Here is a 25,179-nt window from a genome sequence, read left to right on the forward strand (position 1 = left end):
TTATTGCTGGAAGATGTACAAAAATATAAAATAATCGGCGAAAAGAAAACCCAAAGCGGACGGATAAAAACGTCGCGCTTCGGGTTTCGGGAAGGACGGTTTTATGGGTACCCTTATTTTGGATACCCTATTTGAACTGAATTTTTCGTATAGATCCGTCATCAGATGCCACGTAGAGCATATTGTCCTTATCGACTGCAATGGCATTGACGCCATTAAACTGTGCTGCTTTGCCGATACCGTCTTTGCTGCTGTTGGTCGGGTTGTTGCCACCAGCAATGGTGGTCACTACACCATAGCTATTGACAACCCGGATACTATAATTGTGGTTGTTGTAGTCGTTATCACAGACGACAATATACTGGTCTGAGTACAGGGCTATACCCATCGGACTGCCAAATAATGCTGCATTGCCCTGACCGTCCTGGGCGGGTTTATGGTTGTTATTATTGGCTCCGGCAAGGAGGTAAAGCCCATTTTGATCTTTTTTCCATATACGTTTACCAGTACCATCAGCAAAGTAAAAGGTACTTGCGTTTTTCATTTTTGTCATGCCCAGCATCGTGGCAGATTGCTGGTAGGTAGGGTCTACATTTAATAAGTTGATATTATACAACCAGCCCATAATATTGTCGCCAGCAATCCTGTTGACCACATATTGCTGATTGCTAAAGTTATTTGCATACAGGATCGTCTCGCCATCGGCTAAAAGGGCAATTGGACTCATGCCCGTATTTAAGCGGCGCCCTTCTAGATTTAAGTCGCTGCTACCGGCCCAATGTTCGGTTTGCTTTGGCGTATTGGGGCTGAAGCGGAATATGCCGGGGATTTCGTTGTTTTTTCCGCCCACATATATTTTTCCGTCGTTACCCAAGGTAATCGCCCAGGGATCCGTGATGATAAGTTCGGCATCATTGGCATCAATAATTCCGTCGCCGTTGATGTCTTTTACGGGTGGGCTCAGTGGCTGATAGATGGCGGCATGCCCATTTGCATCGTAGGATAGGGTGCGGTGGTTGGACGGATCGGTGAAGTACAGGGTATTGTTGTTGTCGACAGCGATGCCCTGAATATGCTGACATCCCAAAGCTTGTATGCCGCTGACTGTGCTTACATTGGGAAATAAGACGGGGATAGCCGACAGGCTGCTCACCGTTTTATTGTTGACAGCTACTGTCAGCAATCCCGTCGTGGCTTCTGCGGGAATGGTGATAACCAGCTTATTTTTTGAAGCTTCATTTACCAGGGCATTTTTGCCGTTGAGTGTTACGAGGTTTTGCTCCGGTTTCTCGCTGAAATTCTGACCTAAGATCGTTAAGATGCCCCCAGGTATGCCTGGTGCTGCTTTGGCGAGTGCCTGGTTGTCCAGCGCGAGCATACTACCATAGTTAATAAAGGACGATAAGGCAAATACAGCAAATGCACTGTTGTTGCTGATGGGATTATTGAATACCTGTACCCCGTTTAAGTAGACCATACCGTTGAGGACCTGAACGGTAATGGTTTTGCCGCTTAGTGTAGTCAATTTCTTGTCGGCTGTTAAATCGCTTAATGAAAAGCGGCCCTTGACAATATAGTCCTTGATGGAAGAGCCATCCTTAAAATCGGATCCATTGGCTTCATTTGCTGCCCTTAGCCGGGGTAGATCTTGACCTCCCGCGGTCACAGGTTGCAGGTTATTCTTTGCCACAGACACATCGGCAAGGATCCGCTCACTCAGGGTAAAGACTGTGATACCCTGACTAAGCTCTTCCTCAGTAAGTGAAGCGCTTTTAAAGTCGGCGGTAAAAGATTTCAGTGAATCTATTCCTGTTAGTACATCCTCGAGTTTCGATTTGGTACTTTGTTCCGGTGGATTGTCTTTATCCTTATGACAGGCTTGGATACCCAAAACAATGAATATTCCAAAAAAAATAACGAATCTATTCATGGTATAAGTTTTAAATGTTGATCTTTTTCTGACTGGAAACAGTCGGGTTTTGATGGCTTCATGTTAAGTAGGTAATGATGACTATTAAAATTACCAGTCCTGATGAACTGTTGAAATACCCACTTGTGGGTATTTATAATCGTATCGATAGTTTGTTGTGATAGCTGTAATCTGTTGTTTTTTTAATGTTTTATATTTGTTTTGTGGGGGGCAATTGGTTTTGAAGGTATTCATCGGGCGCGAATCGTAGCGAATCGTGGCGGGCCGCAGGGGCGGATGGCGGAAAAGTAATTTTGTTGGTATTGCAAATAATGGTTAAATTTAATAAAGTCAATATTGGCCTATGGAACGCCTTTTTAGATCAGAGAGCCTAGCCATGTATTACGATGAAGATCGCGATATTTTTATGGGTAAGTGGGATAACTGCAATGTAGCGGAAAAGCTCATCGCAGGAATCAAAGAGTACAAGGGAATTTTTGAGAAAATAGTGCCTGAAAAGGTAATCTGGGATCTCTCTTCCATGAGTTATATCATTCCGACGGAACTACAAAACTGGATTCTTGATTTCCTGGATATACCTGCCTGTCGGCATGGTATAGACTATAAGGTTGCGCATATCTTAAGTTCCGATATCTACACGAGCATCAGCGTGATGAATATGTACGTGGATGGGAAAACGACCTTTAGACCCCATTTCTTTTCGCATGAAAATACCGCGCTGGACTGGGTTAACTTAACGAACAATGGACCTATTTCCGAAACAGAAACCCTGCCGCCCTTACTGAAAGTCGAGTCTTTGCTCAATGAGAACAAGGGGCGGATTACCCTCGATGTGGACAGTGCGGAAGTTCCGGAATATCTGCTAGATATTCTTAAAGTTATCAAAAACCGGCGTTTTTTTTCAGCGGGGATTCGAAACTATATGCTGCTTACTGCAAAGGAGAAAGTGATCCTGACGCTGATCTTGCAGGGAAAAGCCAATAAAAATATTGCGGATATCCTGAGCATATCCTGCGAAACGGTAAAGACTCACCGGCGCAATTTGCTTCGAAAACTGCAGTGCAAGAATATGAACGAACTGATGCGGTTTCAAATATTTTTGTAGACCCATCGGGACAAATGATAATTTGAAAATTAGCCGTATAATTTTGACATTAAAAGCTGTTTTTCTGTAAGCCGATAAAAAATAAGCAACCTTTTTTACTTCGGTTGAATCTATGCGCAAGCCGGACGGCGGCATTAGTTATTCGTAAGCCTAGTCCGTGTCATGTTAGTGCGTTTGAAACGAATTTGAATTACGGAGTTTTAGCATATTTGTGAGCAGTGTATCCTTCAGTTCAGCTAATCTGTCCTGGCCGCTACTATCGTTTGCAAGGATGATAATAGCGGTATTCTTTTCGGGGTATAGGTAGCATAGTGCAGTGAAGCCACAGCCGTCGCGCCCTGTGTGCATAAGGTAGGAGAGACCATTTTCCTCCTTATCCATCATCCAACCCAATCCCATGTGCATACCGTCGGGCCTTGTAAACGTAGTTTTATGGCTTAGTGCGATGGCTGCATGGTTGTTCTTTAGATTAGCGGATGCATACTCGAGCATATCACCGAGTGTTGAAAACATGGAGGGAGCAGCTCTGTAACCATAGTCTGGAATAAAGGGCAACACTTTTCCTCGGTCATCATGACCGGCGATGAGCCGCTGCTCATCCTTTGCCGAGAGCTGTGGTTTTGTATCCTTCATGCCCAGTTGATCTTTTAAATATGAAGTGACCAGATCGTTGTAGGGTTTGTGATAAACGCGTTCCAATTGGGCAATCAACACCATCATCGCATTTCCATTGTAGCGGAATTTTGTGCCAGGAACCGTATCAAGCACAAAATTGCGCATATCCCGGAACAGGCTGTCGGCGGTATAAACACGGTAAAACTCCCGAAATGCTTTCTGGGGCAATTTGGTGATGCTATCGAGATATTTATCATCATAATTTCTCGACATCGATGGTAGGGCTGAAGTGTGGTTTGCCAGATCTACCAGTCGAACAGGATGCCCCTTATACTGCAAATTTGGATAATCCCCAGGCAAATATTTTCGGATATCATCATCAAGATTTACTTTCTTTTCGATGACGGCCTGCGCAAGCATTATGCCGACGAACGTTTTTGCAATGGAACCTAAACCGAAAATGGTATTGGTACGACTCAAATTGCCCTTACCACGGTGAAAATGGTATTGCTGTGCTAAATCGCCTGTTATTATTCCGATTGATAGGTCAACGGTAATCGGGGATAGTAGATAGTGTTTTGCCGACCGTTGAACTAAGCTATCCAGCGAAGTTTTCAAAGGGTTGCTGCTTAAAATTGAGTCCTGAGAAGTTTGTCCGAAACAAAATTGTATCGTGAGAATGAAAAAAAAAAATAACTTTTAAAGGAGTTGATTTCATATAGATCTAACAATGATAGCATAAATATAGCCAAAGAATTCGTATTCAATAACTTTGCAAACGAAATTAAGATTTTTGGACTGTTCGCTATCAGGGAAATAGCATATACAGACTGAGCATGCTACTGACCGGAATGCTTATATTGTCGTAACCGTCTTTGCTACATGCTTCGGCTATGGTCACGACGAGAGCCAGGGTACATATCATGGTGATTTCGCTCATGTGCAGGCTTGGCTCTTGCATACAGTGTCCAATTACAACGACGGTAATCAAAGCGCATACAAAGAACACTGCAGATCCTAGTAGTGTTTTTCGTGCACCAAATAGACGGTAAGCACCATAAGGCCATTTTTTGCCAGATAATGCTGCCATCGGATCACATATTGCCAAGGTGAGCAAGGGCAAATAATAAAAAATAGCTCCTTTGTCTAACAATGTCTGTGCGAGAAAGCAAAGATAGACTCCAGCAGGATAGGCCAGGCTACCGACAGATTTTCGGTCGATTGCATGGATAGAATTCAATAAATCGAACTTGATGGACAGCAATAATATCCAAGTGAACAATCCGCATAGGATGAAAACAGACCAGTGACTGCTGATCAAAATCGGAAATGATATGCAGATTATCCCCGTACCTACATGAACGAGTTTTCGGGTAAACTCTGCTTTGACCTTAAACTGTTGATACAATAGTTCAGCAAGTCCGAATAGCAACAAGAAAAGGGTGCCTAACAGGAGCATGTTCTCTAAATCGTTTTTCATAATCTTGTTTTTAAAGATAAATTAGTCCGTACATAGCTCCACTGAATATAAAGCTGTCAAATCGATCCAGTATTCCGCCATGCCCTGGAATGAGGGTGCCGTAATCTTTAATTTGACAGCTTCGTTTGTACCACGAAGCCAATAGATCGCCCAGCAATGCGGAAATGCAAATAAAAAGGGCGGTCTTTAAAGTTTGCGTGATGGACAGGTCGATGGATGGAAAGAGGAAAAGGCTGGTACCAGTAGCAATGACCAAAGCGCCAATTAAACCTTCAACAGTTTTATTGGGACTAATCGAGGGAATAAGTTTCCTTTTACCGAATAATTGACCGCAGAGCTGGCTGAAACCATCAAAAATTACCACCATAAAATAGATAAAACAAACCTTTTCTGTCGATGCCCTATGCCCGAAGTTTATAAACGCCGCTATAAGAGCGAGATAAAGGACCACTACAGGACATAAGAATAGCAGCGGTCGTTCTGAATATAGGTGGGCCTTGACAATTTCGTAAAAACCGACTATTCCAATGCAAATAGCCAAAAGCCTGACATAGTCCATATAAATGGAAAAAAAGACAAGGATCAAAATCAGGAAGTAAAAACCTAGTTTTAACCAGCGTTCCCTGGCTTGTGCAACTTGACTATTCTTATTGAGATAGCCCGTGACCAATGCCCCGATACCAAAAAATAACAACACTATATTCGCCATCAATACATACATAATTAAGCTTTTTTTTGTAATTGGATAAGGAATATACTTTTCAGATTGGATTGCAACCTCGGGAGAATAATCACGAGGATTAATTCTTCCAGGTAGGCCAAATAACTTACGGTTAGCATTATGTGGAAATAAAAGCTGTTAAATCCGAGTACAAAATAGCTAAAGATAAATATGCCCTGAAGATAGCCTGTTAATTTATAGGACCATAAATGGAAGCTGGGAAAGCGTTTAAATCGGATAAGAGCATAGATCTGGGGAACAATCCACAGGGCAATAAGTAGGATAAATTCGATTTTATAGGCCATTACAAATCCTTTTTCCAATGTTATCATGCCGATGAATGCCATGAGGTATGTTCCGATATCTGCGATCGAATCTATTTTGGCGCCAAATTCTGTCTGAAGGTTAAATAGCCTGGCGATTAATCCATCGAGGATATCGCTAATCAGGTTGATGGACAGTAATAGGATAAAGAGATCCCTGTCTGCTGTTAAAAAGGCATAGCTGATAAAGGGTAATGCCAGTATACGGTAGGCCGAAAGTGCATTGGGCACATTCCATCTGTTTTCTTTTTTAGTTTCCATTTTATAGTGATTTTTTTCTGCCTAATTTTTGATGTGCCTGTGTAAAATGACCTGCCGAAAGGGCCGCGGCAATAGATAATTCTCCGGCGAGTGCAAGGGCTGCAGCTATTTCGGCATATTTTATGGCATTCCCTTCGCCATAACAGTCCATCATTTCCAGGCACTCTCTTTGGGTCGGAAGTGCTGTTCCACCACCAATAGTGCCGACAATAAGATTGGGTAAAGTCACGGCAGCATAGAGGGAGCCGTCTTTATTATGCTCCATTCGCGTGATACCCGTTGCCGCTTCGGCGACGCAGGCGACATCCTGACCCGTTGCCAAAAACAAAGCGGCCAATCCATTGGCATAATGCCCCTGTGCACCTATAGCTCCACTTTGGATAACACCCATGGTGGACGTACGCCAATAACGATCCATCAGCTCGGCTGAAGTTTTGAGAATTTCGGACACGATGTTGGCCGGTAATGTTATTTCAGCTGTTACCTTTTTACCTCTGACATGATTGAAAGCCGCGGCGGTCGCTTTTTTGTCTCCCGAGCTGTTTCCCTCAATAAACCAGTGACTGGGCTTAATAGGACAAGAGTCAATCATAAACCGGCAGATGGCCTCTGTGCAGATGGTAACCATATTCTGGCCAGCCGCATCGGCAGTGAAATATTCAAAGGATATGGTTAAATGGTTGCCTTCAATCTGTATGCGGGTATCGGTTAACTTCGCAAATCTGCTTGTGCGTTTGACGATTTCCTGAAAGTTTTCTTTCTCTGCGAGGAACCAGGAAACAAAAAGACTTAAATCCTTGATATTCTCAAATTTGAATACAGGGCTTCTCTGAACTCCTTCTTGCAGACAGATCGATGTAATCCCGCCGGCGAGCAAACAGGCTTTAGATCCGCGATGATAGGATGCAACCAATGCACCCTCAGTTGTCGCAAGGGGAATATGGTAATTTCCGTTGGCTGAAGTGCCATGAACTTTAAGGGGGCCGATGACCCCTGTAGGGACTTGACTCATGCCGATGAAGTTTTCAATGTTGCCCTGGAAGAGTGATGGCGATAGACGGGTGTCTGTCAAGATCGGGAATCGGCTTGCGAATTCCTCTTGTTTATTTAATGGGGTTTTCATAGCTGGCTTTTAATAAAATATATGTTTATCGTCTTCCAAAGTTATTGTGATAATCGCAGTTAAAATTGTGGGAAACAATAATATAAATTTTTATTTTTGTGATTATCGCAAATAATTGGCTTATGTATCAGGAAAAGTTGATTCAGGAAATACAGCGGAAAATTGATCCCTCGAAATCTCTTATTGAGGTGATTGCAGACGCGCTTGATATTAGTTATGATGCGGCGCACCGTAGAATTTCAATGAAGAGCAAATTTTCAATAGGAGAGACGGTGCAGCTTGCAAATCGCTTTTCACTTTCTTTGGATAAGCTATTTCAGCAAAGTGACCGCATCCTAGTAAAAAAAACAGCGGAAATCCAGTCCTTTAATGATCTGTCAAATTATCTGGAGCATTCGTTTAAATCGTTAACGGAGTTTGAACCGAATCTTCAGACTTACCTGTATTACTCGGCAAAGGATATTCCGATCTTTTATACCATCAATACAGGGCTTTTATCCATATTCAAAAAATATGTATGGCTCAATTTATTGAGTCCAGACGGTTTGGAATTGTCTTTCGAATCTTTTTTGTCGAAAACACCGATCGATAGTAGAGGCCAGAAGCTTTACGATTATTATTCGTCCATCCGGGTGAAAGAGATCTGGAATGATACCACAATTAACAGTACACTCCAGCAGATCATCTATTTTTCCCAGGCCGGCTTACTGACCGCCGAAAACGGAAAGATGCTCTGTGAGCAGCTTAAAGAACTGCTGTTTTCACTAGAGAAAAGTTGTGTGCCAAACAATGACCAGTACCAGCTGTACTACCATGAGCTATTGATTTTAAACAATAATGTCCTAGTTGGAAATAACGACAGAAAGTCATTATTCGTTCCGCATACGATGCTGGGCTATTTCATTACCAATGATAAAGACAGCTGTCGACACGCCTTCAATTTCTATCAGCATCAGCTCAAAAATTCCAGGTTGTTAAATACGGCCGGAACACGGGACAAGAAAATGTTTTTTAACAAGGTTTACCAAAAGATTGATCGCTATAAAGCACAGGTAAGTGCGGATAATGAAATGTAAGAAGAGAGAGCGATTGGTACATTGTTAAGGTTGAATTGGGTGATCGGAACGAGAGTGATGTTCGGATTGGATGTTATTTCGAAGAATGGAGTGTCCCCTTTTGTTTTTCTTGGTCGTTAAGTCGTAAAATCGTTAAAACGAATGAAGACCATTTTACACATTACATCAAGTGCAAGAGCAGACAGCTCCTATAGCACAAATTTGGGCAAAGAAATTATCGATCGTATCAGAAAAAAATACGGTTCAACCTCGGTTGTCACATGGGATCTGGTTGATACACCTCCGCCTCTGTATACCCATGAGATGATTCAGGGATTTTATACCCCAGTAGATACGCCAGATTACTGTTCGATTGAGTCATTGGTTTATGCGAATGATTTAATTGAGCGAATTAATGCGGCGGACACGCTCGTCATCAGTACGCCAATGCATAATTTCGGCATTTCTGCTCACCTTAAAGCATGGATCGATCAACTGGTTCGTTTTGGTGTTACCTACACGTATAATGACACCGGAAATCGTGTTGGACTTATCGCGGATAAAGATGTCTATTTGGCTATTGCTTCCGGTGGAATGCAAAGTTCATCGCCGGTACAAGACTACATAGCGGATTATCTAGCTGCTGTCTTCCGAACCTATGTTGGGATAACGAAAATTCAGACGTATCGAATAGAGGGTACGGCTTTCCCTAATTTTTCGCCCGATTACAACGCGATATTGGCTGACTTTCCCCACTGAGGTCAACACAAGGGAATAAAGCTGATACCTAAACCGTTGTTTTAAGCCCAGATCCCAAGTCTTTTGCCTTGGGATCTGGTATCGATTATCACTGGAGCGCAAGGATTTGTTTTTGGTAAACATCCTGTTCAGTTAATGAAGAAGCTAAATTTAGCGCTTTAGTGTAGTTATCAATTGCTTCGGCTTGGTCAAGATCCCGATAGAGGTAGCCCAATAATCCAAAATAATGGGACATTTTAATAAGATTAAGTTTTTTTGTTTCCTCGATACCTGCCTCTGTGCCATAGACCTTGGCATAGGCAAATGCCCGGTTGAGGGCCGTCACGGGGGAGTATTCGATCAGAATCAACTGATTATAAAATTTTAAAATATATTCCCATTTTGACTGGTTATCCACCACGGTGTGCCAATAAGCGATGGCTGCTTCTATATGGTATTTGGAGGTCTCCTGCGTATCGGTCGCCTGTACCATGTAGAAATTACCTTGATCGATCATATCGCTATTCCATTGTTGCACATCCTGTTGTTCAAAAAGTACGATTGTCCCATTCTTATCCATTCGGGCATCAAGCCGCGAGCTTTGGTAACACATTAACGCGATTAAAGCGTTGGTCTGTGGCAGGTTTGTTGTTTCATGTGCTGTCAACAGGAGAGCTAACCGTATGGCCTCCATGCATAGTTCTTTTCGAATGATGTGATTTTCATGTTGAGCATAATATCCTTCGTTGAAAAGAAGATATATCGTTTTCAATACAGTTGCTAGGCGAGCGCTTATTTGGCTATCTGATAATTCTTTTAGTTCAAATTTGCTATCCCTTAAGGCTGTTTTTGCTCTAAATATGCGCTTCTTTATGGTTTCTTTATTTGTAAGCAGCGCCTGGGCGACCTCTAGGATACTAAATCCGCATAAGATCTGCAATGCTAAACTAATCTGCCCCGCTATGGGTATTATCGGGTCACAGATGGCAAATAGCATCGCCAATTGGCTGTCGCTAATGGTACGTTGGTCTATATCGTCTGGTAGTGTCTTTTCATTCAGTTCCTTTAAGATATTGTCTTTGACTTTAAGTTCAAAGACAGCCTTATGTTTAATGTAATCTTTTACCTTGTTTTTGGCGACAGTGTAGAGCCAGGCTTGTGGGTTTGGAGGGATGCCGGTAACCGGCCAGACTTCCGAAGCTTTTAAAAATGTATCGCTGGAAATATCTTCCGCAAGCTGGATGTCGGACAATCCAAAATGACGGCATAATACAGCCGTCATTTTGGCGTACAGGTCACGAAACAGACCTGGTATCAACTCAGCTGTTGATGTAGGCTTTTCCAACGGAATTAGGATCTTAGGAGCTCACGCACTTCAATACTTCCGCCAATTTTAAATATTGGATTCTGTTTCGCAATTTCTACAGCTTCATCAATGTTTTCGGTCCGCACCACAATAAAGCCACTGACGTATTCCTTTAATTCAGTAAAGGGGCCGTCGGTAACCACTTGGTCAGCGGATATATGTCGCCCACTGTCAATCGTCGGTAAAAGCGTTTTCCCTTTATCTACCAATTTTTCCTGAGCAGCGATACTGGCTAGCCAGTTCATACGCTCCTGCATTTGTGCTGGAGAAGGCTTGAAATCAATGCCGGCCTTTAATCTGAAGATTAGCATAAATTCTTTCATGGTTTTTAAATTTTAGTATTTACCATCAAACGATCGAGCATTACAAAAGGGGACATCTGTGCTGATAATTGAAAAAATAACATAGGAAAAAGTCCATTTTAAAATACCGCGGTGTATTTCAAGTTACGAAATATCACTCAGCTTCATCTTTACCGCCAGGATGTGTTTGCAGAGCCCCCTATTTGTCCTGTTGTTCGTAAACCAGCTACAGGTACATTGCAGATCATTCCCTTTACCTACGACAATATGGCTCAGGTTCGCACTACCTTTTACTTCGGCCTTAATACCATTTTTGTCATGTTGCAGGAGCAGCACAGCATCTTCATCAATCAACTTAACGGCATTTTGCAACCTTGGATTAAAGCGTTTTAAGCGTGAAAGTTTGAAGGGAAGCTTTCTGTAAAAATAATTGTTGCTCCACAAATCGTAACCCAATAATCCCATACTGGATAATGAGGCTTGCATGGTTTCCATGGTGCCGAGCTGAAGGTTATGCTCTATGGAAACTAGCGTAGGTTGAAAAATCTCATTGGTTTTAAAATAATTATTGATACCCAAGATCCATTCTTCCGGCAGTTGAACAAGCAGGTTTTCGATATGCTTACTTTCACCTGAAAAACCGCGATAGACGCTTTCGGAAAGTAGGAACAGCATTTGTATTTCCTTAAAATCAAGCACTATCGCTGTACTTTGCTGATCTTCGTGATTATAGAATGAGACACTGTCTACATGTATAAGTAGGTTTTCGATTAGATTGAGTCGATGAATGCCACCTATTTTTAAACTGTTGGGCTTGGCAACAGCAGAAAAAGTATAGCTGTTGCCCGATTTAGATAAAAAGTATTCGGGCTTAACCGCGCTTTTAGGTATAGCTTTAAAGAGCTGCAAGGCTTCAATTCTGTTCAATTGAAAGGCAAGTTCCATTTGCGATAAGTAGACTTGGACATTGCCCAGTCCTTTAATCCAGCGATCGGGTAGACTCACTTTTTTCTCTGTAGTCTCTGCGCGCGCAGTGATGACTTTAAGCTCATTGGAACCAACGCCTACAATCAATTATCGGTGCGGCCAACAGTATTGAAAGCTCGGATCGTTACATCGTTAAAATCAACATTGGTACAGCCAGCTTGAATAAACTCCCCGTCAATTCCTGTTTGCAGCACGTCAATGCGCGCGTAAACACTGTTGCAGGATGAAAATGCTTCAAAATGAAGCTGGCCATTACCGACAGAAACGATCGGGTCGCGCATATTGACGCGCTGATCTGGGCTAATTGCAAAATGAGAACGTACCGTTTTACCGAGTGTACTTAAACATTTTGAAGCAACAAATGAATTGATAATGCTGCCATGAAAGAAGCAGTGAACCTGATTGTCCTGTTCGATTTCAGAACAATGTGCCAGGATGAACGATTTATCCTTACTCCCCATAGCGATCGTAGAAGTATGTTGATACTGATACTGATAATCAAAGTCTACATTCATTTGTGTTTTACTTTACTTAAAAATACCTGATTTACTTCGCTTTGAAGTTGGGCCGAAACCTCAACATAATGAGCGACCAATTTCTTGCTGTTTACAGGGAGACGCTCGCCATCCAGATGTTCCAAGGTTTTTTCCAGACATACGAATTGGAACTTTTTGATCTGCTGCGCTACAAATGGGCGATCTAAATATTCGATAAACCTGTTAACAGGTGCATATCCGGCAGCAAGTAGCCTACCGATGATATCAGCAAGGTAGGAAAGATCCTGTTTTTTATTTAAAAGTGCAAACTGCACATATTCTGTCGCCAGATCTCTCGAGATCTTCTTTTCAAACAATAAACAAACAGCAATATAGAGCCATCCGCTGCCGCGTACCTCCAGGCGATTATCCATCACGAACTGCATCGGGTATAGGCAGTTTTCCATTTCCGGGACTTCATTGCCTGAAGCGGTGTCTGGGATATAACGGCATAACAGCGGACCAATGTATTGAGGTGTTAAGCTGAGTTGAAAGGCTATGGCTTCTCGAAATGTCCTCGAAAAAGGTGCTGTATGATAGAATAACGGCGGGTAATGTTTGGTTTCTTCCCGTCTACACCAGGTATAATTCCAGTTGTGTTCCAGAAACATTCTGTGCCAGGTTGCGTATTCGTTTTTGTCGACGACAATTTCGAATGTGATCTCAAATGGATTTACGACAGCGGGATAGCTTTTGGCTGAAGTATGTTCAAATTTCGGAAATACCTGATCGGGCTGTTTGATCCGTGTTACTTGCGCCCAGAGTGCCAATACATCTGCTGTGGGCCTAACCTGGTCTTTAGCTCCCAGAAAGTACTGCATCGCAGAAGCGTAATTTCCCTTTAAGGTCTTTACAAGACGAATAGTCTCTTCATCTGTCTGTTGATATAACAATCTGTTACAGGCGACGATTAGATCTTCTATTTCAATGGCAACCTTTTTTTGTTCATACGCGAGTAGGCGTTTTATCAGTACGTTAGGGTGCAGGTAAAAGGGGAGGTGACTCGGTGTCGACAGAAATGGCAAGCAGTTGTTGCTGGCGAGTTTTTGTCGCATCCAATCTAGCTTATGCTGTGCAAAGGGAATACTATCACTTTTATGGCCAGTTTTTTCGCCGCTATTTTCGCCAATCCAATAATGCATAAAATCAGCGAAAGAGCGCATGTAGTCAATGTCCCAAAAACGACTGAACAGCTGTTTGCAATAGGGTTTCAATTGCCTTTTGTAGTCGTTAGGGATATCGTTCTGCAACTGATTCAGCCCTTCGAGGAAGAGGTCGAAATCTAGAGCAGACTTCGTTCTGATGAAATGACCGATCTGAAATAACAAAGCATCCCAAGTTGAAGGAATCGTGACCTGCACCAGTTGTTCTGCCAACTCTTCAAACGCGGGGTCTGCCATGGCGGTATCTGCCACGAAGGGAGTCGCCTGCGCCAAGCCGAGAATTTCGAGGGTCTTAAGTTTTAAATTACTGCGGTGGGGTTCAACGAGATCTTTCAAGACTTCCGGATCAGCCTGTTTTACTAAAAGCTGAGCACCTTTTTCCTGTACTTTTGAATCAGTCTGGAGTAACAGCATGGATAGATCTGCGGAAATGTCAAGCGATCTATATTCTTCTTTTTTCAGCAGGTGTTCGAGGATATCCAAGCACAGCAGCAGTGATTTTTCTATTTTCTCCTTTGGGAAAATAGTACTCACATGATCAATAAATCCATTTTCATCAAAACCTTCCATTTTATAGATTGTCTTGATCTGTCTGACCGAAAAATTAATAAGGCTTGTATTCGAGGTATTCAGTAGCGAGAACAAGAGCTGTTGTTGCTGTAGGTAATCCTGTTGTGTTGTATTAAATATGCCCAAAAGTCGGATATGCCAATCTAAATGTGGCTTCTTCCAGTTATTGAGTAAGGATTCCATTAAATCTGGAATAATAGCGCGGTCAAATACATAGCCCTTCTCCTGCATGATCTGTATGACTTCGGTCCAATATTCGGTCACTTTTTTACAGACATATCCCGTACGTGCTTCCCATTTGGAAAGGTCGAGTACTGGAATTTCATAGCGTTGGAATTGTAGAAATACGTTGTCGATTACCGCAGGATTTTTCAATAAAAAATCGGCCTCCTCTTCTGTATTTCTGTCATAGGTATCTACTGTCAACAAACGAGCAACAAAATAGCTTTCATCAAAGGTGATCCAACCTTGTTGGTAAAATGCCCATAGTACCTTGAAATCAATACCGTCGAAACGTTCCTTTTGTGAAACCTTAACGATCTTGTGCAGATAGTCGGGCAGAAAAAGCCGATAAAAGGCCATTAAGGGTTCTACGCCGATGGTTGGATTGCTTAAGTAGGACCTCAATGGGCACAATTGCCAAGTTCCATTTAAGCGTTTAATTTTAGCGATATCCTCAAATTGGCGGGTACAGGCAATAAGTGCAAAATTGAGCGTGGCGTAGACCTGTTGACGGTTCTCATAAAAATCAAGTCGTGCCGGTCCTTGTAAACTACCGTCATCCTTTGCTAAAATATCGCGATCAATATCCAAGGCATGTAAATATGCTATAGTTGCTGTACGTTCATCGGGATTGAGCACTTTACAGTGGTTCAGTACTTCTACCCAATTTTTGTCTCTGATATACTGTTTGAGGTTATTCATACGGTTAATTAAACATTCAAAAATATCATAAATCTGACGAGCTCCTATAAAAAATGTTTTTTCTTTCGTTGGTATTAATCCACTCCCTGGGTATACATGGGGATCTTATAGATGGCTGTTGAAGCGGTGATAAATAAAACCGTACGATCTTTACCCCCAAAACAGACATTGGATGTCCATGGTTCATTTACTTTAATATGGCCGATCAGCAGGCCTGTCGGACTATAAATAAAGACGCCTTTGCCTGTCAGGTAAATATTTCCTTGATGGTCCAATGTCATCCCGTCAGATCCTTTATCGATAAGCGCTGTCTGTCCGCTGAGCTTGCCGTCAGATTCAATGGTGTACCTATACGTTTTATTCCGTTCGATATCTGCGACATAGAGGTATCTTCCATCTGGCGAGCCGACAATGCCGTTCGGCTTGCTTACATCATCAGCTACTACGATGGGTTTTTTCGCTTTTCCTGGAGGAAGGTAGTAGACTTTCTGCCCCGCTATTTCTGGCTTTTTCCGGGTCCAATAATCGCGCAGATAAAAGGGGTCTGTAAAGTAGATGCCCCCTTTCTTGTCTGCCCATAGATCATTTGGACCATTCAGTTTCTTTCCGTCGATAGCGGTCAGCAGGACGGTAACCTGACCATCTTTGCTGATTGACCAGATCTCGTTCTTTTCGTCGGCACAGGCAAGGAGCTGACCCTGATGGTTAAAGTAAAGTCCATTTGCGCGGCCTGCAGAATCTTTAAAAAGCGAAAGTTGCCCTTTGGTGCTATATTTCCAGATTTTGTTATTGGGCTGGTCGGTAAAATAGATGTCCCCGGTCTTGTCCACTGCCGGCCCTTCGGTAAAGGCAAACTGTCGGGCTATTAATTTTAAGCTGTCCTGATGAAACAATTGTGCGCTGAGATCTAAGCCATTTAAGGAGAAGAGTACGGACAGCAGGAGTGTAGGCCAGTGCCTGCGAGAATGAGCTGAATGGAACATATCAACTAATTTATCAATTTTCTGGCAATAAATAATTTTCTTGGGCTATACCACCTGGCCTTTGTAATATTTCTTTCTTAACCAAAAAGCTACATTGACCAAGGCAATCAATGCAGGCACTTCCACGAGTGGACCTATAACACCGGCAAATGCCTGGCCACTGTTGATGCCGAAGACGCCAATAGCAACTGCAATAGCCAACTCAAAATTATTACCGGAAGCTGTAAAAGAAATGGCTGCATTTTTGGAATAATCTGCGCCCATTCGTTTACCGATAAAAAAGCTCACCAGGAACATAATGGCAAAATAGATCACCAAAGGAATCGCAATTCTGACAACGTCCATAGGAATCTGAACGATCAGTTCACCTTTCAGGCTGAACATGACTACAATTGTAAATAATAATGCGATTAAGGTGATGGGAGAGATCAGCGGTACAAATTTGCTTTGGAACCATTCTTTTCCATTTAACTTAATCAGGCCATAACGGCTGATTATGCCCATTGCAAAGGGAATGCCCAAATAAATTCCGACACTTTCCGCAATCTGACCGATCGAAATATTGACATCAAGACCTTTCATCCCAAATACTGGGGGCAGAACGGTGATAAAGATATAAGCATAGACGCTGTACAATAAAACCTGAAAAATGCTATTGAGGGCGATGAGTCCTGCAGCATATTCGCGGTTTCCTTCTGCCAGCTCATTCCATACAACGACCATTGCAATGCAGCGGGCTAGCCCGATAAGAATAAGGCCGATCATATATTCGGGGTAGTCCCGCAGAAATACAATAGCTAGGATAAACATTAAAATAGGCCCTATGATCCAGTTCAGGAGTAGGGAAGCCCCCAGTATCTTTGTGTCCTTAAATACCTTGCCCATATTTTCATATTTCACCTTGGCAAGTGGTGGATACATCATCAGGATCAGGCCAATGGCAAGTGGAATATTGGTGGTGCCGCTGGAGAAAGAATTGATAAAATCAGACGAAGACGGGAAAAGGAATCCAATAGATACTCCGATTGCCATCGCCAGGAAAATCCATAAGGTAAGGTATCGGTCGAGGAAACTCAATTTTTTCCTTTCATGTGCTGGGGCGCAGTTGTTGGCTGACATATTTTTTTGTTAGTGGGTATGTTTATTTATCGAGATTTTCCGCTACAAATTCAGCACTGTATGTTTTGATAAGATCACGTACCCTTCTGAATTCATTCATAACTTCTTCCTCCGTCCCGGTAGCTTTTGCCGGGTCTGGGAAATTGTAATGTAGTTTTTTAGCCCTTGAAGGAAAATATGGACAACTCTCTTTGGCATTATCACAGACCGTAATTACATAGTCAAAGTCTATTGCCGCATATTCATTGACATGATTAGAGGTGTGGGATGAGATATCAATGCCGGCTTCAGCCATAACCTGAATGGCTTTTGGGTTAACGCCATGCGTTTCTATGCCGGCGCTATAAACCTCGGCTCGGCTACCTGCGAAATGTCTTAAAAATCCTTCTGCAATTTGGCTGCGGCAACTGTTGCCGGTGCAGAGTACCAATATTTTTTCCATTTTTTAAGTTCTTGATTAGCAGCAGCCGCCACCAGGTTTACAAACTGGACCATCAGCAGCCAGATTAACCATTTCCAGCTTTACAGGTTCGGCTTTGGCAACGGGGGCGCAGCATTCTTCTCCAGCTGACGTGGTGCCACAACTTCCCCCGCGGTTAATGGCTTTGCACTGGGTATAATCTGGAGTAAGGTTAACTATTAAATCTTGTCCGGACACGGTAAAATTACCCGGATACATTTGGCGTGTATCGAACTGCGAGTTGCCAAATTCAATTTTTACAATAGCATTGGGATTAAGCGGTAATTTCTTTTCAACGATATCCACGATAGACATCGCTTTACTTGCTTGCATTGCACGGCCTTCTTCTGATTCCCTTGGTTCCCATAGTTGGACAATGATTTCAGTCCAGGAGTTCATTACGCCACCACAATCGACGGATACGATCGGAGCCTGTTTGATTTCTGTGATATGGTAGGAGGGATCTACCCATTTACCTGCTGCATATTCAAATTGTAAAATTTGATTCGGGTTTTGCTGGAGCTGCGTTTTAAACGTTTCCCAGTTGATAAATGCGGAGTTGTTCATGTTATATTGCAATTTAACGATTAATTGATATAAATTTTTTTAGCAACAGTTTGTGTTCTCTTTATAAGAGTCAAAGAAAGCTGCCAGGTTTGTTTTCAATAATTTCCAGGCTTTCGGTTCAATACAATAGCATACCCGTACACCCTCAATGGTGCCCTGTATAATACCCGCATTCTTCAATTCTTTAAGGTGCTGGGAAATTGTTGGCTGTGCCAATCCTAGTTCCTCAACCAGATCACCACAGATACACGAATTTGCACGGATGATGGATTGAAGAATCGCAATACGGGCAGGATGGCCCAACGCTTTGAGCATTGTGGCGAGCTGATTCTGCTCTTCTGTGAATATTTCTGTCTTAGTAAGTCCCATAATGTTATTGCAATATTACGATTAATTTTTCTAAAAACCCAAATTGGAAACATAAAAATTATGCTACGATGATATTAATCGAAGTATTGCGCTCAATTCGAACTCGAAATGGCCTAATATCAACTTTTGGAGCAAAGGGTTATATTGGTGTAAAAAAAAAGAGACAACCGATACTCGGCGTCTCTTTTTGTACCTAGGGCGGGAATCGAACCCGCACTCCCTTAACGGGAACAGGATTTTAAGTCCTGCGTGTCTACCAGTTCCACCACCTAGGCAGGTGAGCGAAAAACGAGATTCGAACTCGCGACCCCAACCTTGGCAAGGTTGTGCTCTACCAGCTGAGCTATTTTCGCATTGGAATTATTATTCTTTCAATCTGTCAGAACCTTGCGTTCTTCCTTTTTGGTGGTGCCAGCTGGATTCGAACCAGCGACACAAGGATTTTCAGTCCTTTGCTCTACCAACTGAGCTATGGCACCTTTTCAATTTAGCTGTCTGCCTTATTGATGATGCAAATATAGACGGATTATTTGAATTACGAAAGCTAAAAGTGCTTTTTTTTGCGTTTAAACGCCAACCTACTGATTTTTAAGGAAAAAAAATAAGGGGCAATTCTACACGAATAGCCCCTTTATAGGATATTGGTCGAGTTGATTAAGACAATTTACCAACTTCTAATACCAAGTCAACGATTTTGTTTGAATATCCCCATTCGTTGTCATACCAAGATACAACTTTAACGAAGTTATCATTCAATGAAATTCCTGCTTTTGCATCGAAGATTGATGTACGTGCATCACCTAAGAAATCTGAAGAAACAACTTCGTCTTCAGTATAACCTAAGATACCTTTCAATTCGCCTTCAGAAGCTTCTTTCATGGCAGTTTTGATTTCTTCATATGAAGCACCTTTGTTCAAACGTACTGTTAAGTCAACAACTGAAACGTCTGCTGTAGGAACGCGCAATGACATACCTGTCAATTTACCTTTCAATTCTGGAAGAACCAAACCTACTGCTTTTGCAGCACCCGTAGATGAAGGGATGATGTTTTGGTATGCACCACGACCACCTCTCCAGTCTTTTACTGAAGGACCGTCTACAGTTTTTTGTGTTGCTGTAACCGCGTGTACTGTTGTCATCAAACCTTCAACGATACCAAATTTATCGTTTAATACTTTAGCGATAGGCGCTAAACAGTTTGTAGTACATGAAGCGTTTGAAACGATGTTTTGATCAGCTTTCAATTTTTTGTGGTTTACACCCATTACGAAAGTAGGGGTGTCGTCTTTCGCTGGAGCAGACATCACTACTTTTTTAGCACCTGCATCGATGTGTTTTTGAGCCAACTCTTGAGTCAAGAAGAAACCTGTAGATTCGATGATTACTTCAGCACCTACTTCATTCCATTTCAAGTTTGCAGGATCTTTCTCAGCTGTAACACGGATAGTTTTTCCGTTAACAACCAAATTACCGTCTTTTACTTCTACAGAACCGTCAAATTTGCCATGTGTTGAATCATATTTCAACATATAAGCCATATAATCTGGTTCAACTAAGTCATTGATACCAACAATTTCAATTTCTGGACGATTGATAGCCGCTCTAAATGCTAAACGACCAATACGGCCAAATCCGTTAATTCCAATTTTCATATTCTTAATTTTTATTGATATAATATTTAATTAAATTATGTATCGGTTCTTTTACAACAGTACCAATACTGATATTAAATTCGTCTGTGGCAACTTCCCGAAGCAAGTGCTCATAATTAAACGCTACTGAACCCGTAAAGTTTACGTCACTGTCCGGATATTCTTTCATTAAGGGCTTGATGTAGGTTTTTATAAACGTGCGAAGCCCATTTTTAACCAATTGACTAATGAATAGATGATCTTTATTTTCGAGGACAAAGTCGGTAAATGAATTCAGAAAATTTGTCGGTTGTGGGGAAATATACACCCTTTCCAAAATGGTTTTCTTATCGATGTTAAATTCTCTTTCCAATTTGTCCCGCAGATCAACAGGTAAGGTATCCGTCATATAATGTTTGAGTAACTGCTGGCTATTCCAGTTTGTCGCCCCCTCATCGGCCAGAATATAACCTAGACCATAGTTATTGTCAATGATTTTTTTCCCTGTATAATAAGCTGCATTTGATCCACTTCCAATGATGCCAATAATTCCTCTTTCGTCGCCAAAAGTGGAAATTGCCGAAGCAATGACATCATGATCAACCCGTACGCGCGCATTGACGAAAAAACGTTCGAGGACGTTCTTTATTTTATCCTTACGTTCCTTCGACGAAGATCCTGCTCCAAAAAAATAGATCCGTCTGATTTTTTCGGCGTTGTTGATCAGGTTGGTGTTTTTATGCAAATGCTGTAGTATGGAGCGCTCATCTTGAAGATAAGGATTGATCCCGTTCATGCGAAACCCCGTGGTAATCCGACCTTTATCGGCCAATCGCCAGTCTGAAAATCGAGATCCACTATATACTACTGCTATCATGTCTGTTCAATTAATGATTATAAAATCTCAGCCATTTCCAATAAATCAGGGCTAAGTTTAATTTCCTTATTGCTGATTGCTTCTTCAATTGGAGTTGTCTTGATTTCATTACCACGAAGCCCAACAGTAACTCGTGTATTTCCTGCTAATAATTCATTGACAGCGGCAAAGCCCAATCTACTCGCAAGCACGCGGTCGAAACTCGTCGGAGCACCACCTCGTTGCAAATGCCCTAATATACTAACTTTCGTGTCGTAATGATCAAACTTTTCTTTTACTTTTTTTGCAACGTAATAAGCACCGCCATTTTGATCGCCCTCTGCAACAATAACAATAGACGACGATTTCTTCTTAATGGCACCGTCTTCCAAATGGCGGATTAAATCGTCAATGGCAGTTTCTTTCTCTGGAAGTAAGATTGCTTCGGCTCCGCCGGCAATACCTGCATTCAAAGCTATACAGCCTGAATCTCTTCCCATCACTTCAACAAAGAAAAGGCGTTCATGCGAAGCCGCAGTATCTCTGATTTTATCAATAGCTTCAATGACTGTATTGTTGGCCGTATCGTAACCGATGGTATAATCAGAACCGTAAAGGTCGTTGTCTATCGTACCGGGTATACCTATAATAGGTATCTCGAATTCTTTGGAGAAAAAATTAGCCCCTGTAAAGGTACCGTCACCACCAATAACCACCAATGCATCCACACCGGCAGCGATCAGGTTGTCATATCCTTTTCGACGGCCTTCCGGCGTCTTGAACTCCATGCAACGCGCTGTTTTTAATATGGTACCACCACGCTGTATAATATTGCTGACCGAACGCGTATCCATTTCTATGAAATTTGCATCGATCAGACCTTGGTATCCCTGATAAATACCCGTTACTTGCAATCCCTTATGTAATGCTGTTCGAACAACAGCACGAATACAGGCATTCATACCAGGAGCATCACCTCCTGACGTTAACACACCTATTTTTTTAATTTCTTTTATCACACGCTATATTTTAGGTTTTACGAATATAAGATTTTTATAGTGTATATTCTACACTTTGAATAAATTTTTCAATATTTTTTTGCGCATCACGTTTAGGAAGCGTATAATTGTTACAGATAACCCGATGATTAGTAACCGCTAAATTTAGCTCAGTATATTGCACATAAATAAATTTAGAAGTTTTGTATAGTAATTTTACCGTTGACTGTGTCATATTAGGCTTTCACGAAGGAGAATTAAAAGTTCTTTTGGCCGAAAGAAATGAATATCCTTTTAAGGATTGGTGGGCATTGCCAGGTTTTTTCGTGGATAATGACGAAGAGATGGAAGATGCCGTAAAACGAATTTTGTATGAGAATACAGGTTTGAAAGATGTATTTATGGATCAGCTGCATTCCTTTGCGGGCTTAAAAAGGCACCCAAAGGGGCGCATTCTGACGGTGGCCTATTACGCCCTTGTGCAGCTGGATAATACCAAATTGAAAACCAAGCCTGTTACAAACTATATGAAACAGGCGAAATGGTTTCCCGTTCGAAATGTACCTGAACTGGCATTTGACCATAAGCAGATTTTGGACCTCTGTCTAGAAAGATTGCAGCGGCGCCTTGCTTATAAGCCGATTGCTTTTGAGCTGCTACCCGAAAAATTTACCCTCACCCAGTTACAGCTGGTGTATGAGGGAATCTTGAATAAACCACTCGATAAACGCAATTTTAGAAAGAAAATGCAGAATTATGGCTTTCTAAAAGAGCTTGACGAAGTGCAGACCGGAGTTGCCTATCGTGCAGCACGGCTCTATAAACTGGATAAACGAAAATTCTTAAAACATTTTCAGAACACGGTCGCATTCTAATAGATCTGTTCGTATAACATAAGGCAAACTCGAGAGTTTGCCTTTTTTGTTGTCAGTTTAATATCAAAATTATTACAATTTCAAAATTTATTTTGCCCAACATGTTACTTTTTATATTTTTGAACAATTTTTGATAAAAGTCAGAAAGTAGAAAGGAGTTTTTTGAAGAATGGAAGATAGAAAAGATCAAATCATTCATGCGGCGATAAGACGCTTTATGCATTACGGTTTTAGTAAGACTACAATGAATGAAATTGCGGAGGATATAAAAATTACCAAAGCGAATTTATACTACTATTATTCGGAAAAGAATGCACTTATACGGGATGTGATTGTGCGTTTGACGGATGAATATAGGGAAGAGGAGGAGAAGATGGTGGCTGTGCACGTGGGTACCACTTACGAGCTGATCATGAAAATACTGGAACTGCGCGATGCATTCGTCCGTAAATACTATATGTTGCACATGAACGAAAATCTGGAATGGATCAAGGGACTTTCCATGCAGGATTTTTTTCAATGTCTCCACGACCGCGATGTGAAAGCCTTGTTTGAGATCCTTCAGATCGGTGCCGAAAAAGGTGAAATAGATGGGGAGCATCTCTATGAAACAGCCGAAATCTATGTGGAATTGATGAAGAGCTTATCCTTGATGTGCAATATTTCCGATATCATTTCGGGGATTCCAAATCAGGATCGGTTTGATGAAGTATTGCAAAAACAAAAGCTGGCTACCAAGCTGTTTTTTAATGGTATAAATAAAAAGTAGATATAAAATTAGGACAAATAAATTAGGAATGAAAACAATCAGAATACTAGCCAGCCTTTTATTAGGTACGATGGTTTTCCAGAGTCATGCACAGCAGCAATTGAGCTTAAGTGATGCGATTAAATTTGCTTTGCAGAACAAAAAGGAAGCTAAAAAGGCAAAGTTAGATCTCGAAAACTCGCAATACCAGATTGATGAGGTTAGGGGTAGCGCGTTGCCACAAATTACAGCAAATGGTTCCTTAAAATACAATGTGTTAATTCCAGAAATGGTATTGGAAGCCGGTGGTCAGACTCAAAAGATTAAAATGGGACAACCCTGGAATTCAACAGCAGTGGTTTCTCTGAATCAGCAGCTTTTTAATCAATCGATCTTTACAGGGTTGAAAGCTGCTAAGACAACAAAAGAGTTTTACCAAATAAATGCGCAGTTAACAGATGAACAGGTAATCGAAAAAGTAGCAAATGCTTACTATGATATCTACCAAGAACATCTGAAACTTCAAACGATAGAAAATAACTTGCAAAGTACCACAAAAACGAAAGATGTGACGGAAGGACTTGTGAAAGCTGGGCTTGCAAAAAAAATAGATTTGGATCGCTTGGTGGTCAATGTGAATAACCTGGAGGCACAGAAACAACAAACAACCAACGCCGTACAGATCAAAGAAAATGCATTGAAATTCGCAATCGGGAAGCCGATCGAGGAAGACATTGAATTATCTGAAGAGACTTTTGATATCAATGCAGCATTGGCCGTGGAATCGGATAATGTAGAAAATAGGACCGAGGTGCAGTTGATGAAGAAGCAAATTGAACTTTACGAACTGAATAAGAAATCGAAAGTTGCTGATCTATACCCTAAATTATCCTTAGGTGGAGATTTTGGTTTTAATGGATTTGGTAAAGGGTTTCCTATTGGTGGTGATTTTAGCTGGCCAAAGACCTCGAGCATAGGTTTAAATCTTTCGGTGCCAATCTTCACGGGAGGAACAACAAGAGCAAGAATCAACCAGGCGGATATTCAGATTAGACAAGCACAGGTTGATCTTGAAGATACCAAACTTGGCCTAAATCTAGCGAAAGAAAATGCCAAATCACAGATCAAGATCAGTTTGCTGACGATCGACAACAATCGCCGGAATGTTAAATTGGCTAAAGGTGTTCTAGATGATACAAAAAACAATTTTAACAATGGTTTAGCAACTTTAACAGAATTACTTGACGCTGAAAAAGCACTAGCTGATGCAGAAAATAATCTAAATACAAGTTTGTTGAACTATAAAGTAGCCGAAGTACAGATTATTAAGGCGAACGGCGAATTAAAATCACTAATTAAAGAATAATTGACTA

At 41.6% G+C, this 25,179-nt stretch carries 25 protein-coding genes and 3 tRNA genes; 6 read left to right on the forward strand and 22 right to left on the reverse strand.

Going from position 1 to position 25,179, the window contains the following annotated elements:
* Positions 1-127: 127 nt before the first annotated feature.
* Positions 128-1,930 (reverse strand): IPT/TIG domain-containing protein, encoded by a 1,803-nt coding sequence (locus tag OK025_RS18295; protein ID WP_317665967.1) that lies wholly within the window; start codon positions 1,928-1,930, stop codon positions 128-130.
* Positions 1,931-2,273: 343 nt separating this feature from the next.
* Between OK025_RS18295 and OK025_RS18300 the strand changes: the two genes are divergently transcribed.
* Positions 2,274-3,035 (forward strand): helix-turn-helix transcriptional regulator, encoded by a 762-nt coding sequence (locus OK025_RS18300; RefSeq protein ID WP_317665968.1) that lies wholly within the window; start codon positions 2,274-2,276, stop codon positions 3,033-3,035.
* A 165-nt stretch (positions 3,036-3,200) separates the two neighbouring features.
* Here the strand turns inward: OK025_RS18300 and OK025_RS18305 are convergent, their stop codons facing one another.
* The 5 genes from OK025_RS18305 to OK025_RS18325 all read right to left on the reverse strand — a co-directional run bounded on the left by OK025_RS18305 (position 3,201) and on the right by OK025_RS18325 (position 7,558).
* Complete coding sequence (locus tag OK025_RS18305; protein WP_317665970.1) at positions 3,201-4,268, reverse strand: serine hydrolase domain-containing protein; 1,068 nt, start codon at positions 4,266-4,268, stop codon at positions 3,201-3,203.
* Between the two features lie 190 nt (positions 4,269-4,458).
* Complete coding sequence (locus OK025_RS18310) at positions 4,459-5,130, reverse strand: phosphatidate cytidylyltransferase (protein ID WP_317665972.1); 672 nt, start codon at positions 5,128-5,130, stop codon at positions 4,459-4,461.
* A 10-nt stretch (positions 5,131-5,140) separates the two neighbouring features.
* Positions 5,141-5,851: a phosphatidate cytidylyltransferase gene (locus OK025_RS18315; RefSeq protein WP_317665974.1), complete on the reverse strand. Its 711-nt coding sequence runs from the start codon at positions 5,849-5,851 to the stop codon at positions 5,141-5,143.
* Positions 5,852-5,853: 2 nt separating this feature from the next.
* Positions 5,854-6,435 carry a CDP-alcohol phosphatidyltransferase family protein gene (locus OK025_RS18320; protein WP_317665976.1) on the reverse strand — a complete coding sequence of 194 codons (582 nt, stop codon included), beginning with the start codon at positions 6,433-6,435 and terminating at the stop codon, positions 5,854-5,856.
* Position 6,436: 1 nt separating this feature from the next.
* On the reverse strand, positions 6,437-7,558 hold the full coding sequence (locus OK025_RS18325; protein ID WP_317665977.1) for a hydroxymethylglutaryl-CoA reductase: 1,122 nt from the start codon (positions 7,556-7,558) through the stop codon (positions 6,437-6,439).
* 122 nt (positions 7,559-7,680) lie between these two features.
* On the opposite strand from OK025_RS18325, the gene OK025_RS18330 reads away from it, so the two are divergent.
* Positions 7,681-8,634: a hypothetical protein gene (locus tag OK025_RS18330; protein ID WP_317665979.1), complete on the forward strand. Its 954-nt coding sequence runs from the start codon at positions 7,681-7,683 to the stop codon at positions 8,632-8,634.
* A gap of 141 nt (positions 8,635-8,775) precedes the next feature.
* Positions 8,776-9,372, forward strand: a complete 597-nt coding sequence (locus OK025_RS18335; protein WP_317665980.1) for an FMN-dependent NADH-azoreductase — start codon at positions 8,776-8,778, stop codon at positions 9,370-9,372.
* 88 nt (positions 9,373-9,460) lie between these two features.
* Here OK025_RS18335 and OK025_RS18340 read toward each other — a convergent pair whose 3' ends face one another.
* The 16 genes from OK025_RS18340 to pfkA form a co-directional block, all read right to left on the reverse strand.
* A complete protein-coding gene (locus tag OK025_RS18340; protein WP_317665982.1) occupies positions 9,461-10,696 on the reverse strand; it encodes an RNA polymerase sigma factor in 1,236 nt (411 codons plus the stop codon).
* Positions 10,697-10,701: 5 nt separating this feature from the next.
* A complete protein-coding gene (locus OK025_RS18345; RefSeq protein ID WP_317665984.1) occupies positions 10,702-11,040 on the reverse strand; it encodes a YciI family protein in 339 nt (112 codons plus the stop codon).
* Between the two features lie 123 nt (positions 11,041-11,163).
* Complete coding sequence (locus OK025_RS18350; protein WP_317665986.1) at positions 11,164-12,093, reverse strand: SWIM zinc finger family protein; 930 nt, start codon at positions 12,091-12,093, stop codon at positions 11,164-11,166.
* Entirely contained in the window at positions 12,090-12,521 is a 432-nt protein-coding gene (locus OK025_RS18355) for a hypothetical protein (RefSeq protein WP_317665988.1), read from the reverse strand. The genes OK025_RS18350 and OK025_RS18355 overlap by 4 nt, the downstream gene beginning before the upstream one ends.
* Positions 12,518-15,199 (reverse strand): DUF6493 family protein, encoded by a 2,682-nt coding sequence (locus tag OK025_RS18360; protein ID WP_317665989.1) that lies wholly within the window; start codon positions 15,197-15,199, stop codon positions 12,518-12,520. The genes OK025_RS18355 and OK025_RS18360 overlap by 4 nt, the downstream gene beginning before the upstream one ends.
* A 74-nt stretch (positions 15,200-15,273) precedes the next feature.
* Positions 15,274-16,182: an SMP-30/gluconolactonase/LRE family protein gene (locus OK025_RS18365; RefSeq protein WP_317665990.1), complete on the reverse strand. Its 909-nt coding sequence runs from the start codon at positions 16,180-16,182 to the stop codon at positions 15,274-15,276.
* A 45-nt stretch (positions 16,183-16,227) separates the two neighbouring features.
* Positions 16,228-17,301, reverse strand: a complete 1,074-nt coding sequence (arsB, locus tag OK025_RS18370) for an ACR3 family arsenite efflux transporter (protein ID WP_317665992.1) — start codon at positions 17,299-17,301, stop codon at positions 16,228-16,230.
* Positions 17,302-17,323: 22 nt separating this feature from the next.
* Positions 17,324-17,743, reverse strand: coding sequence for an arsenate reductase ArsC (locus OK025_RS18375; protein ID WP_075992911.1), 420 nt, complete (start codon positions 17,741-17,743; stop codon positions 17,324-17,326).
* A 15-nt stretch (positions 17,744-17,758) separates the two neighbouring features.
* Positions 17,759-18,328: a DUF6428 family protein gene (locus tag OK025_RS18380; RefSeq protein WP_317665994.1), complete on the reverse strand. Its 570-nt coding sequence runs from the start codon at positions 18,326-18,328 to the stop codon at positions 17,759-17,761.
* A 39-nt stretch (positions 18,329-18,367) separates the two neighbouring features.
* The gene (locus tag OK025_RS18385; protein ID WP_075992909.1) at positions 18,368-18,697 is read right to left on the reverse strand and encodes an ArsR/SmtB family transcription factor; all 330 of its coding nucleotides are present in this window, start codon (positions 18,695-18,697) and stop codon (positions 18,368-18,370) included.
* Positions 18,698-18,887: 190 nt separating this feature from the next.
* Positions 18,888-18,972: transfer RNA gene (locus OK025_RS18390), tRNA-Leu, on the reverse strand.
* 5 nt (positions 18,973-18,977) lie between these two features.
* Positions 18,978-19,050, reverse strand: a tRNA-Gly gene (locus OK025_RS18395).
* 50 nt (positions 19,051-19,100) lie between these two features.
* A tRNA-Phe gene (locus tag OK025_RS18400) sits at positions 19,101-19,176 on the reverse strand.
* A gap of 175 nt (positions 19,177-19,351) precedes the next feature.
* Positions 19,352-20,350: a type I glyceraldehyde-3-phosphate dehydrogenase gene (gap, locus tag OK025_RS18405; RefSeq protein WP_317665997.1), complete on the reverse strand. Its 999-nt coding sequence runs from the start codon at positions 20,348-20,350 to the stop codon at positions 19,352-19,354.
* Between the two features lie 4 nt (positions 20,351-20,354).
* Positions 20,355-21,206, reverse strand: a complete 852-nt coding sequence (locus tag OK025_RS18410; RefSeq protein ID WP_075992907.1) for a hypothetical protein — start codon at positions 21,204-21,206, stop codon at positions 20,355-20,357.
* A 17-nt stretch (positions 21,207-21,223) separates the two neighbouring features.
* Positions 21,224-22,201, reverse strand: coding sequence for a 6-phosphofructokinase (pfkA, locus tag OK025_RS18415; RefSeq protein ID WP_411567705.1), 978 nt, complete (start codon positions 22,199-22,201; stop codon positions 21,224-21,226).
* A gap of 185 nt (positions 22,202-22,386) precedes the next feature.
* On the opposite strand from pfkA, the gene OK025_RS18420 reads away from it, so the two are divergent.
* The 3 genes from OK025_RS18420 to OK025_RS18430 all read left to right on the forward strand — a co-directional run bounded on the left by OK025_RS18420 (position 22,387) and on the right by OK025_RS18430 (position 25,172).
* Complete coding sequence (locus tag OK025_RS18420) at positions 22,387-23,058, forward strand: NUDIX hydrolase (protein WP_075992906.1); 672 nt, start codon at positions 22,387-22,389, stop codon at positions 23,056-23,058.
* 169 nt (positions 23,059-23,227) lie between these two features.
* The gene (locus tag OK025_RS18425) at positions 23,228-23,827 is read left to right on the forward strand and encodes a TetR/AcrR family transcriptional regulator (protein ID WP_088161779.1); all 600 of its coding nucleotides are present in this window, start codon (positions 23,228-23,230) and stop codon (positions 23,825-23,827) included.
* 28 nt (positions 23,828-23,855) lie between these two features.
* Positions 23,856-25,172, forward strand: coding sequence for a TolC family protein (locus OK025_RS18430; RefSeq protein ID WP_286733216.1), 1,317 nt, complete (start codon positions 23,856-23,858; stop codon positions 25,170-25,172).
* Positions 25,173-25,179: the final 7 nt, after the last annotated feature.

This window comes from Sphingobacterium sp. UGAL515B_05 (assembly GCF_033097525.1).
In the GTDB taxonomy this organism is placed as follows: Bacteria; Bacteroidota; Bacteroidia; order Sphingobacteriales; family Sphingobacteriaceae; genus Sphingobacterium.

Excerpts from the sequence above, each read along its gene's own strand:
- OK025_RS18295 (WP_317665967.1), bottom strand. The coding sequence starts at position 1,930 with ATGAATAGATTCGTTATTTTTTTTGGAATATTCATTGTTTTGGGTATC.
- OK025_RS18310 (WP_317665972.1), bottom strand. The coding sequence starts at position 5,130 with ATGAAAAACGATTTAGAGAACATGCTCCTGTTAGGCACCCTTTTCTTG.
- OK025_RS18320 (WP_317665976.1), bottom strand. The coding sequence starts at position 6,435 with ATGGAAACTAAAAAAGAAAACAGATGGAATGTGCCCAATGCACTTTCG.
- OK025_RS18325 (WP_317665977.1), bottom strand. The coding sequence starts at position 7,558 with ATGAAAACCCCATTAAATAAACAAGAGGAATTCGCAAGCCGATTCCCG.
- OK025_RS18335 (WP_317665980.1), top strand. The coding sequence starts at position 8,776 with ATGAAGACCATTTTACACATTACATCAAGTGCAAGAGCAGACAGCTCC.
- gap (WP_317665997.1), bottom strand. The coding sequence starts at position 20,350 with ATGAAAATTGGAATTAACGGATTTGGCCGTATTGGTCGTTTAGCATTT.
- OK025_RS18425 (WP_088161779.1), top strand. The coding sequence starts at position 23,228 with ATGGAAGATAGAAAAGATCAAATCATTCATGCGGCGATAAGACGCTTT.
- OK025_RS18355 (WP_317665988.1), bottom strand. The coding sequence starts at position 12,521 with ATGAATGTAGACTTTGATTATCAGTATCAGTATCAACATACTTCTACG.
- OK025_RS18300 (WP_317665968.1), top strand. The coding sequence starts at position 2,274 with ATGGAACGCCTTTTTAGATCAGAGAGCCTAGCCATGTATTACGATGAA.
- OK025_RS18410 (WP_075992907.1), bottom strand. The coding sequence starts at position 21,206 with ATGATAGCAGTAGTATATAGTGGATCTCGATTTTCAGACTGGCGATTG.
- OK025_RS18430 (WP_286733216.1), top strand. The coding sequence starts at position 23,856 with ATGAAAACAATCAGAATACTAGCCAGCCTTTTATTAGGTACGATGGTT.
- OK025_RS18345 (WP_317665984.1), bottom strand. The coding sequence starts at position 11,040 with ATGAAAGAATTTATGCTAATCTTCAGATTAAAGGCCGGCATTGATTTC.
- OK025_RS18385 (WP_075992909.1), bottom strand. The coding sequence starts at position 18,697 with ATGGGACTTACTAAGACAGAAATATTCACAGAAGAGCAGAATCAGCTC.
- arsB (WP_317665992.1), bottom strand. The coding sequence starts at position 17,301 with ATGTCAGCCAACAACTGCGCCCCAGCACATGAAAGGAAAAAATTGAGT.
- OK025_RS18365 (WP_317665990.1), bottom strand. The coding sequence starts at position 16,182 with ATGTTCCATTCAGCTCATTCTCGCAGGCACTGGCCTACACTCCTGCTG.
- OK025_RS18360 (WP_317665989.1), bottom strand. The coding sequence starts at position 15,199 with ATGAATAACCTCAAACAGTATATCAGAGACAAAAATTGGGTAGAAGTA.
- OK025_RS18375 (WP_075992911.1), bottom strand. The coding sequence starts at position 17,743 with ATGGAAAAAATATTGGTACTCTGCACCGGCAACAGTTGCCGCAGCCAA.
- OK025_RS18330 (WP_317665979.1), top strand. The coding sequence starts at position 7,681 with ATGTATCAGGAAAAGTTGATTCAGGAAATACAGCGGAAAATTGATCCC.
- OK025_RS18380 (WP_317665994.1), bottom strand. The coding sequence starts at position 18,328 with ATGAACAACTCCGCATTTATCAACTGGGAAACGTTTAAAACGCAGCTC.
- OK025_RS18315 (WP_317665974.1), bottom strand. The coding sequence starts at position 5,851 with ATGTATGTATTGATGGCGAATATAGTGTTGTTATTTTTTGGTATCGGG.